This window comes from Rhodothermales bacterium (assembly GCA_013002345.1).
GTDB lineage: Bacteria > Bacteroidota > Rhodothermia > Rhodothermales > JABDKH01 > JABDKH01.
The window spans coordinates 1-9,483 of sequence record JABDKH010000246.1 but is presented as its reverse complement, the minus strand read 5'-3'; the positions used below and the strand labels follow the sequence as shown (position 1 = coordinate 9,483).

Below are 9,483 nucleotides of genomic sequence, written 5' to 3'. Positions count from 1 at the left end.
ATCGGCAGCGAGTTCCATGGCCATTATTTTGGCTGCGCTGATAAGAGCAGACTTCGTCGTGTTGTAGATGGACAATCCCTTGCCGCCACCCTCTCGACCAAAGATGGACGAGATAAACAGGATCGCGCCGCCACCCGCGCGACGCATCGCCGGAATCGTCGCACGTGCGCAGCGAAGATGCGATAGCACGTTGAGCTCCATGATGCTGGCCCAGTCGTCGTCAGAAGTCTCCTCGAACGGTTTTCGACGGTTGCCTCCCGCACTTCCAACCAGGATGTCAAGTTTGCCGAACTCCGAGATGGCGGCGCTGGTGAGTACCATCCCCGCGTCATTCGAGGTAAGGTCTTGCGGGACGGCAATCACCGTGATGCCCTCGGACCTCAATTGCGCCTCTGCTTCCCTGAGTTGCTCCTCTCCGCGTGCGCAGATCACCAGGCTCGCGCCCTCGCGACCGAGTGCAAGCGCAATAGCCTTACCAATACCTCTGCTTGCTCCGGTAACGAGAGCGACTTTTCCTTGAAGACCTAGATCCATGGGTTCCGTTGTATCGAATTGGAGTGCTGTTGGCGGCGCGCAAAAGGTACGCATTTCAGCGGGGCGCCTGTTCCCCGTGTCGCGAACCTTGCTGCGCCGCGACCGTATTCGCCTAAACTTTGAATCCGGCCCCCTGACCCCCGGAACGGGTTGTGCGGAGTATATTGATCGCTGAACCAGACCAACCCCCGATGACCGATACGCATCAGACAGACCCATTGGCCGAATCGTTTGACTACGAGGGGTCAATCCACCGGATTGAGGAGATCGCTGCCCTGCTAGAGGACCACGATACGAAGCTTGAGGATGCACTCAAGCTCTACGAGGAGGGGGTCTCAATCGCACGTTCATGCATGCAGCGCCTCCGTGATGCGGAATTGCGGATCGCGGAACTCCGTCTGGAAGACACGGATTCATCGGACTAGTCATTCCGAAATCGACCCGCATTATGAACACGTACTTCCCTACCATCGACGACAGCGCCAGGCTCTGGATCTGGGTGGCACAGCGTCCTTTGTGCGAGTCCGAGCAAGTCGCCGTTACTGATGCCGTCGACCAGTTTCTGGGTGATTGGACGTCGCACAGCAGAAAGATCCGGGGTGCCTCCGCTATTCTCCTTGACCAGGTTCTGATTCTGGCCGGAGAAATCGATGAGGGTGAGATCTCCGGCTGCGGAATTGACAAATCCGCTCACCTTTTGGAAGAGGTAGCGTCCCGCCAGGGCTTTGCGTGGTCCTCCGCTCTTGACGTGCCGATTGTCGATGACGCCCGCGGACATGTGGTCATGCTTGATCGCACGGAACTGAAGCGCAGGATTGGCAATGGTGAAGTGTCGAACGGCACGTTGATTATTGATCGCACGCTGACGACCCTCGGCGATCTGCGGAACCATGGACTCAAGCGTCCTGCGCAGGATTCCTGGGCGGCGCGATACTTTCGGTCCCATGCGACTCCCGCCAGTTGAGCACGCATGATGGCGATGCTTCTTTCATTCACTCGTCCACTGGTCAGCTGGCTGACACGCGCCGAGCCAACCAAGCGCGAGATCATACTGGCCACGTTCTTTCTTGCCGCCCTTCTAGGCACCGGTACGCTCGGGTATTCGTTGATCGAGGGCTGGTACTGGTTGGACGGCCTGTATATGACCTTCATCACGTTGACGACCATCGGTTTCGCGGAGGTCAATACGCTCTCCGATCTCGGACGAATCTTTACCATTGGTATCGGGATTGTCGGCATTGGAGCCGTAGCCTTTATCGCGACGCGAGCAGCACAGCTGCTCCTTACTAGCGAAGTAATCAGCAAGCGACACATGAACAAGCGGATAAGTCAGCTGGAAGATCATTACATCATCTGCGGCTATGGTCGTATCGGGAAACGCGTCGCTCAAGATCTGCGGAAAGCGAACAAGCCCTTCGTGGTCGTGGAGATCAGTCCAGCCAAGATAGAAGGACTCATCGAGGACGATTTTCTATACATCCTCGGGAACGCAGAAAACGAGGAGGCCCTCGAGGATGCCGGTATCTCGAGATCCCGTGGCCTGATCCTGACGTTGCCGGAAGATTCAGCCAACGTGTTCGTCACGCTTACGGCACGTGAAATGAATCCAGGTTTGTTCATCCTGGCACGGACTGACACGCATCAGAATGAACGAAAGCTGAGACGTGCAGGTGCGGACAAGGTCGTCGCGGCGTATGAGATTGGAGCCGACAGGATGGCACAGGTCATCCTGCGGCCCAACGTCGACCGCTTCGTCGAGGACGTCCTTCAGTCGGATGGCCTGGACTTGATTATGGAGGAAGTGCAAGTCCAGGAAGGCTCTCTGATGGCGGGGCATTCGCTGGCGGAATCAAACTTCCGACAGAAGTTCAACACGATCGTCGTCGCCATTCTCACGTCTCAGACGGATGAAATGCTCTTCAATCCGAGCGCGACGTCTGTTATCAGTCCGGGCGATATCCTCATCGTCCTGGGCAGTCAGGATATGATCGACCGGCTTCGGAACGAAGGTTGCTCGTGACAACATGGAACCCGGTGTGCCGGGTCCGTCGTTGGAGAAACCGTCTTTTCGTGTCTCAAGTGTTACTATGACTGCTCGCATTGAAACTGTAAGCCTTGCTCTGATCGTCGTCGCGTCCAGCTTTCTGGTCGGCTCTTCCGCCCTGGGTCAGGAGTTTATTAATCAGACCGAAGCGACCCAGATTGTAAGCAACCAGTCTGGACCCGTAGAGGACATCCCGGATGTTTATTACCAGTACTACGTATTGAGCGACCGCCGCGGCAATACGAATCTGGCTCGCAATACGATGTACAAAGTTCTGGGTAACGGCGATGTCAGTCTGGGCAAAAAGAGATCTGTGCTGGTGGGTCTTCTGAACCGAACGCTGATCGGGTCCCTAAGTGTGGGTGACACCGTTGTCGTACCCAACCAGTATGATCTCGACTTCCGGGCGTATTCACCTTTCCCCCGCTTCTATGCGGGCGGTCGGGAATTCGATAAGTTGTTCATCATTGACAAATCCATCCAGGCGTTCGCCGCCTACGAGAAGGGTCGACTCACGCGGTGGGGAATCGTCAACACGGGCGCGAAAGAGTCTCCCACTCCCAACGGACGTTATAACTTCAACTGGAGAACGGAGTACCGCATTTCCTCACTGAGTCCGAGGGACGAGCCCTGGGAAATGTGGTGGGTGTTCAATTTTCACCAGAGTCGCGGCATTCACATACATCAGTTCGCAATGCCCACGGGTGGACCAACGAGTCACGGCTGCGTACGCCTGATCGACGATGACGCGATGTGGGTATACGGTTGGGCCGATGCCTGGAAGACAACAGCAGGTGACGGATTCGGCTCCGAAACGGCTCGACTAATCTCGCCCGGCACCACCGTTCTCGTTATTGGCGAAGATCCGGGAATGAAACCTGAGCCGTTTATCCGGAAGAAACGTATCCCGGTCTTGAAGATGATCGAGTTCCCCGAACATCCGTATGATGTTCCACCTGGAACGCCACAGCAGGAAATGTTCGATCGCGCACGACTGGCTCAAGCGTCGGAGTCCACCCGCTGACAGCTGGCCGTACATCTCGCCGATCGCTTCGACGCGGCCGGTGAGTGGCAGCAGATGGCACGCCAGACAACCGGGACGTTTCGCTAGAAACCCATCAAAGAGTCCTGGTGGCCCGGGAAGGATAGGCGTGGCAGTCCGCACGTCGACCGACTTGCAGCACATCTCATCGATCGCTTTTAACAGCCCGGCGAATTCTGGCAGATGGCCGGCCGGCACCACCCGTCAAACAACCGGCACCTTCTCCTTGATGCGCCTTGAAGAGCCGTGGTGGTGACGGTGACGCGGGACTGAGCGTCGGAGTCCGGACGCCGAACGACTAATAGTACTTCTCGTCGATCGACTTGAACAGCCTCGTAAACCGGGGCAAATTGGCGTCCGCATCCCAGGAGAAGTAGATGAGAACAGCCTTCCCTACGATGTGGTTCATTGGCACGACGCCCCAGAACCGGCTGTCTTCCGAATTGTCACGGTAGTCGCCCATTACGAAGTAGTAGTCCTGGGAGAACGTGAAAGTTGTCGCTGCCGCGCCATCGACCAGGAATTCTGAACTGCTGCCTCGTCCGGTTGACCGACCTTCGTAGCGGCGGATCACCGGCTCGAGATACGGCCAGTTGTCCTCGGTCAAATCGAACGTCAGATTCTCGCCGGGAATGACGACAGGTCCATAGTTGTCTGTCGTGTAGTCACTTCCGGGCGGATACAGACGTTCGCGAAACTCGGCATTACTACCCGTCACAAAGGGCTCGACCCGCTCAACCCATGGCCAGCGTCGGATCTCCTCCACGGACTCCGGTGTCGCGACCACCTGAACGAGCAAAGCATTCTGCGAGTAGCGAACCTGGAAAGCTGGATCAATGCCGAGCTCGATCAGCGCAGACTGCGAAAGCCGAACCCGCGGATCTGTCTTGTAAACGTTCCACCACTGCTGCATGCCGGTCGCCAGCTCGATCGGATTTTCGTCGATGTTGACCGTCTTGTCGATCAGCTGGACCGTTTCTCCCGGCAGGCCTATCACTCTCTTGATGTAGTGGGTCTTCCGGTCGATCGGGTTTTCCCGATCATCGGGCCAATTGAAAACGATGGCGTCGCCCCGCTTGACTTCGGAGAAGCCTGGAAAACGCATGTTCGGCAATCGAAGGCCCGGCAGATACACCTGCGTAAATGGTATCCCGAGTGTCATCGGCGTTCGTGTGCCGTAATGCAGCTTGGAGACGAACAGATAGTCGCCGACCATCAAGTTCTTCTCCATCGACGGCGTAGGAATTCGAAACAGGTCGAAAATCAACGTCCTGACTATGAGCATCACGACGACTGCAAAGACCAGGGCGTCAAACCACTCGCGCAGCTTGGACTTGTGGTGCGGCGCGCGACCCTTGCCCGCGGACGAGCCGGAATCGCTCTTGCCCGCACGGGACTTCTTGCCTGACCGTCTTTTCCGTTCAGACTTGAGTATATCGGAGGCCAAAAGAGTGGAGGCTTAGTATCCTGAAAGCGGCTCGTTCTACGGCAGACGCTAAGGAACGTTTCGGCGTTTCGCCCGCATTGCGTTCTATTCGGGATCTCGCCGTAGCACCGGGCGATTGCGACCTGGTCTTTGAATTTGCTCGAGGAAGAACCCACGATTGTCGTATCCGGTACGATACCATTGGAGCGCCTCATCATCGTAATAGTAATCCACGAACGGCGCCTTGCGGTCGGACTCAATTACCGGGCTCATGAAAACATCCCGCAATTCCTTTAGCCTGTCACCAAATCGTTCCAACGTGGAGGTGGCCACTCCCCTCTCGAAGGGCCCGTTTACGTCTGTAACGATCAATGGGATTTCATTCTCGAGAATGAACCAGTATTCAAACTGAAATATTTCTCCGGTGGCGGCACTGGCGACAGCATCTTCGTCTGCGAGGGTCCTGGTAGGTTTGCCAAAATGCGACTCGAGGCGACCGCGAATCTCTCGCGTCATCATGGTGTCAAGCGGAGAAAGACTGTCCGTCCCCAGAAACACCCAGTCCTCCCCTCTGAAGCGGCGTTCGAAGTGACCCCGGGCGAGCTTTGGAATACGTTGCCAGAAGCGGATAGTGGTGGCCGGCCGATCGACCCGCTCGGGCTGGACCACCCGAGACGATTGTGCCAGGTTCAGGAGGCTGTCGGCCGAGGTCGGCACAGACATGGGCGGAGAGGGTGTGGCCCGCCCGCCTGTCGTGTCTATGAGTTCAAGCGCCAGCTTCCGAAATCGTTGTTTCTGATAGATCTCGACGACGGTCTGCGCGCGCGCCGGCGCCGTGTCACCAAGGGCTGCCGCCACCACTAGAGCCCAGATCAGTCCACGCCATGGACGAAGCTTCATCGCGCACCGTTAGTCGTTTACGGACAGGACGGCAAGGAACGCCTCCTGGGGCACTTCGATACTTCCGACCTGCTTCATTCTCTTCTTGCCTTCCTTCTGTTTCTCAAGAAGCTTCCGCTTTCGAGAGATGTCGCCACCGTAGCACTTCGCGGTAACATCTTTTCGCATGGCCTTGACCGTCTCCCGTGCGATGACACGGCTTCCGACGGCCGCCTGAATCGCGACCTCGAACATCTGCCGCGGAATCAGCTCCCTCAACTTCTTCACCAGCTTTCGGCCCTGGTCGTAGGCCTTGTCCCGGTGAACAATGATCGACAGGGCATCGACAGGATCACCATTTATCATCACGTCCAGTTTGACCAGATTGCTCGGTCGGAACTCCACGACCTCGTAGTCAAGAGAGGCATATCCCCGGCTCGTCGACTTGAGCTTGTCGTAAAAGTCAAACACGATTTCAGAGAGAGGTAATTCGTACTCGAGGTTCACTCGCTCAACATCCAGGTACGTTGTATTCGTGTAGATGCCACGACGATCCTGGCACAGTTTCATCAGCCCGCCGATGTACTCGGTGGGCGTGATGATTTCTGCTTTAACGTAGGGCTCGCTGATCTGGTCGACGTCGCCTGCGTCCGGCATGTTGCTTGGGTTGTGCACCGAGATAACTTTGTCCCCGGATTGCACCTCATACCTTACGTTCGGTACCGTCGTGATGATGTCGAGGTTGAATTCGCGGTCGAGTCGTTCCTGCACAATCTCCATGTGAAGCAGTCCGAGAAAGCCGACACGAAACCCGAAACCAAGTGCCACGGATGTTTCGGGTTCATACGTGAGTGACGCATCGTTCAGCCGTAACTTGTCGAGCGAGCTTCGCAGGTCTTCGAATTCGTCGGAGTTCGTCGGAAACACACCGCTGAAGACCATGGGCTTTACTTCCCTGAATCCGGATATGGCATCCACGGCGGGATTCTTGGCGAGTGTGATCGTATCGCCGACGCGTGTATCCCGAACATCCTTGACGGAACCGACGATGTAGCCCACGTCACCGGCGCGCAGTACGTCTACGGGTTCCATTCCCAGTCGAAGAACACCGATTTCCTCCGCGTCATACTCCTTCTTGTTTGACAGAAAGAGCATATGATCCCCTTTGTTGAGGGTCCCGTCAAACACCCGTGCGTACGCAATGGCGCCTCGATAGGAGTTAAACACTGAGTCGAAGATCAGGGCCTTGAGTGGACCCTCAGGATTACCGCGGGGCGCCGGAATGCGAGCGACTATCTGCTCCAGCAGCGCGTCAACGCCCTGTCCGGTTTTTGCGCTGATGTGCAGTATGTCTTCGGCACGATCACCGATCAGATTCTCGATAGATTGCGCGACAATATCGGGGTGTGCGCTGGGAAGATCGACCTTGTTCAGGACGACGATGATCTCCAGATCGTTCTCCATCGCCAGCGAGAGATTGGAAATCGTTTGTGCTTCGATACCCTGTGCCGCATCAACTACGAGTATTGCTCCTTCGCAAGCGGTGAGAGCGCGCGATACCTCATATGTAAAGTCGACATGACCCGGTGTATCAATCAGATTGAGCGTGTAATCAGCGCCATCAGCGGCCCGGTAGCCCATCCGAATCGCATGGCTCTTAATCGTAATACCGCGCTCTCGTTCGAGGTCCATGCTGTCAAGGACCTGCTCGTGCAGCTCACGGGACGACAGTGTTCCGGTCGCCTCAAGCAGGCGATCTGCAAGTGTGCTCTTACCGTGATCGATATGAGCAATAATGCAGAAGTTCCGGATTCGACTCTGGTAGGACGACATCAACGTGGACGCTTGAAAGTGACAATCTGAGACGCAGGACTACGTCTCACGGTCGCCAGGTGGTCGCGGATCCTGCAGCCCGTCTTGATCGGGCAGCGCCGACTGCTGAGGTGCCGGTTCGAACGCCGGAGAAGGAACGTGGTCAGGAACGGGTTTCGGGACTGCCGGTGCCGCCTCCGACATTCCGATTGACCCTTCGAGCGACGCCCCGTCGTCAGGCCTCATTCTGTTATGAAACGCTTTCTGGAACAGAAGAATTCCCACAACCCCAACGACGATGGACATATCCGCGACATTCCAGATTGGGAACAGTGCGAAGTACTTCCCACCCAGCAGAGGTATGGACTCAGGGACGTAGCCGCGCCAAACGTTGATATGAATGAAGTCGACCACGCGCCCCTGAAAGAACGGTTCGCCGTAAAACAGCTGCCCGTAGAATACACGATCGATGATGTTGCCGAACGCCCCACCCAATACGAGCGCTAGACTGAATCGGTACGGTGCATAGCCTCGTCGGATCCTGAACAGGTAAATCAGGATCACGAATGTGGCGACGATGGAAAAGTAGGTGATGAGCGCCGGAGGACCGAATGTGATGCCGAACGCCATCCCGGGATTTTCGGTATACGTCAGATTCAGCCAGTCGCCGATGATATGAATCGTCTGCGACCGATACATGGTCTGGAGCACCGCTATCTTTGCGGCTTGATCGAGCAGGACTACCAGTCCTGATAGCCACAGTATTCTCATGCCGGCTGTAACTGTGTCCGAATGACTCCGGTCATTTGAGGGGTGATGACTAACGGCATGAGCGTCGTCGACCTATCGTTTCTGCTGCCGTTTCGCCTCGATGGAAATCTCGGTATGCGGTACGGCCTCTAATCTCTCCTTCGAGATAGGCTGCCCTGTCACTTTGCAGACTCCATAGGTCTTGTTCTCGATTCGTTCGAGCGCCCGGTCGAGATATCCGACGTACTTCTGCTGCCGAGCCACCATGAGGTACAGCTTTTCGCGCTCCATGGCGTCGGTCCCGGCATCAGCCATGTGGAAACTGTAGGCGGTGTCGTTCTCCGCCTGCTCCCGAGAATCCGCAAGACCGCGACGCAGGCTGTCGATGTCCTCCATCGCTGAGTGACGTCTCTCGACGATAAGATCACGGAAGTGACTCAGCTCTTTGGCTGAGAAGGGCGACTTGCGTGCCTTTAACGGCTGTTGGACTGTCACTTTCTTGGCAGCCGGCCTCTTTGCGCGTGTGTTCTTCTTCATGGTAGGTCTCGCTGTCCTCATGGACTTGAGGGGCGCCTTGCCTCTCATGCTGATTCGTCGTGCTTCAGCCGCCTTCTTCGCGGCCTCTTTCTTCGCGGCCGCCTTCGTCATCTTGGGCTTCGTTGCGACCGTCTTTGTCGTCTTCGTCTTCTTCGCCACAGGGCGCACTTTCGCAGTCGTCTTCTTCTTCGCTGCCGGACGAGCCTTCGCAGTCTTCTTCTTCGCTGCCGGACGAGCCTTCGTAGTCGGCTTCTTCTTCGCTGCCGGACGAGCCTTCGCAGTCGGCTTCTTCTTCGCCGCTGGACGAGCCTTCGCAGTCGTCTTCTTCTTCGCTGCCGGACGCGCCTTCGTCGTGGACTTCTTCCTGGCTGCAGGACGCGCCTTAGTCGTAGTCCGCTTCTTAGCTGCGGAACGAGCCTTCGCAGTACTTCTCTTCTTTACCGCGGTCGACTTTTTGGC

At 56.6% G+C, this 9,483-nt stretch carries 11 protein-coding genes; 5 read left to right on the top strand and 6 right to left on the bottom strand.

What is annotated here, in order from left to right:
• Nucleotides 1-534: SDR family oxidoreductase (locus tag HKN37_12095; protein NNE47386.1), on the bottom strand; the 534-nt coding region annotated here is incomplete at its 3' end.
• Between the two features lie 191 nt (nt 535-725).
• Here HKN37_12095 and xseB point away from each other — a divergent pair.
• The 4 genes from xseB (at nt 726) to HKN37_12075 (ending at nt 3,602) form a co-directional block, all read left to right on the top strand.
• Complete coding sequence (gene xseB, locus HKN37_12090; GenBank protein ID NNE47385.1) at nt 726-959, top strand: exodeoxyribonuclease VII small subunit; 234 nt, start codon at nt 726-728, stop codon at nt 957-959.
• 23 nt (nt 960-982) lie between these two features.
• Entirely contained in the window at nt 983-1,498 is a 516-nt protein-coding gene (locus tag HKN37_12085) for a hypothetical protein (protein ID NNE47384.1), read from the top strand.
• Between the two features lie 9 nt (nt 1,499-1,507).
• Nucleotides 1,508-2,554: a potassium channel protein gene (locus HKN37_12080; GenBank protein NNE47383.1), complete on the top strand. Its 1,047-nt coding sequence runs from the start codon at nt 1,508-1,510 to the stop codon at nt 2,552-2,554.
• 67 nt (nt 2,555-2,621) lie between these two features.
• Nucleotides 2,622-3,602 carry a L,D-transpeptidase gene (locus HKN37_12075; GenBank protein ID NNE47382.1) on the top strand — a complete coding sequence of 327 codons (981 nt, stop codon included), beginning with the start codon at nt 2,622-2,624 and terminating at the stop codon, nt 3,600-3,602.
• Between the two features lie 316 nt (nt 3,603-3,918).
• On the opposite strand, the gene lepB is transcribed toward HKN37_12075, so the two are convergent.
• The 5 genes from lepB to HKN37_12050 all read right to left on the bottom strand — a co-directional run bounded on the left by lepB (nt 3,919) and on the right by HKN37_12050 (nt 8,982).
• Nucleotides 3,919-5,067 carry a signal peptidase I gene (gene lepB, locus HKN37_12070; GenBank protein NNE47381.1) on the bottom strand — a complete coding sequence of 383 codons (1,149 nt, stop codon included), beginning with the start codon at nt 5,065-5,067 and terminating at the stop codon, nt 3,919-3,921.
• Nucleotides 5,068-5,151: 84 nt separating this feature from the next.
• On the bottom strand, nt 5,152-5,946 hold the full coding sequence (locus tag HKN37_12065) for a hypothetical protein (GenBank protein ID NNE47380.1): 795 nt from the start codon (nt 5,944-5,946) through the stop codon (nt 5,152-5,154).
• A 9-nt stretch (nt 5,947-5,955) separates the two neighbouring features.
• Nucleotides 5,956-7,758, bottom strand: a complete 1,803-nt coding sequence (gene lepA, locus HKN37_12060; protein ID NNE47379.1) for an elongation factor 4 — start codon at nt 7,756-7,758, stop codon at nt 5,956-5,958.
• Between the two features lie 39 nt (nt 7,759-7,797).
• Entirely contained in the window at nt 7,798-8,508 is a 711-nt protein-coding gene (locus HKN37_12055; GenBank protein NNE47378.1) for a peptidase A8, read from the bottom strand.
• Nucleotides 8,509-8,580: 72 nt separating this feature from the next.
• Nucleotides 8,581-8,982: a molecular chaperone DnaK gene (locus HKN37_12050; GenBank protein NNE47377.1), complete on the bottom strand. Its 402-nt coding sequence runs from the start codon at nt 8,980-8,982 to the stop codon at nt 8,581-8,583.
• 88 nt (nt 8,983-9,070) lie between these two features.
• On the opposite strand from HKN37_12050, the gene HKN37_12045 reads away from it, so the two are divergent.
• A partial coding sequence (locus HKN37_12045; protein ID NNE47376.1) for a hypothetical protein occupies nt 9,071-9,483 on the top strand: 413 nt, incomplete at its 3' end.

Bases quoted from the DNA above. Each gene is read 5' to 3' on its own strand.
- HKN37_12080 (NNE47383.1), top strand. From the start codon at position 1,508: ATGGCGATGCTTCTTTCATTCACTCGTCCACTGGTCAGCTGGCTGACA.
- xseB (NNE47385.1), top strand. From the start codon at position 726: ATGACCGATACGCATCAGACAGACCCATTGGCCGAATCGTTTGACTAC.
- HKN37_12065 (NNE47380.1), bottom strand. From the start codon at position 5,946: ATGAAGCTTCGTCCATGGCGTGGACTGATCTGGGCTCTAGTGGTGGCG.
- HKN37_12055 (NNE47378.1), bottom strand. From the start codon at position 8,508: ATGAGAATACTGTGGCTATCAGGACTGGTAGTCCTGCTCGATCAAGCC.
- HKN37_12075 (NNE47382.1), top strand. From the start codon at position 2,622: ATGACTGCTCGCATTGAAACTGTAAGCCTTGCTCTGATCGTCGTCGCG.
- lepA (NNE47379.1), bottom strand. From the start codon at position 7,758: ATGTCGTCCTACCAGAGTCGAATCCGGAACTTCTGCATTATTGCTCAT.
- HKN37_12085 (NNE47384.1), top strand. From the start codon at position 983: ATGAACACGTACTTCCCTACCATCGACGACAGCGCCAGGCTCTGGATC.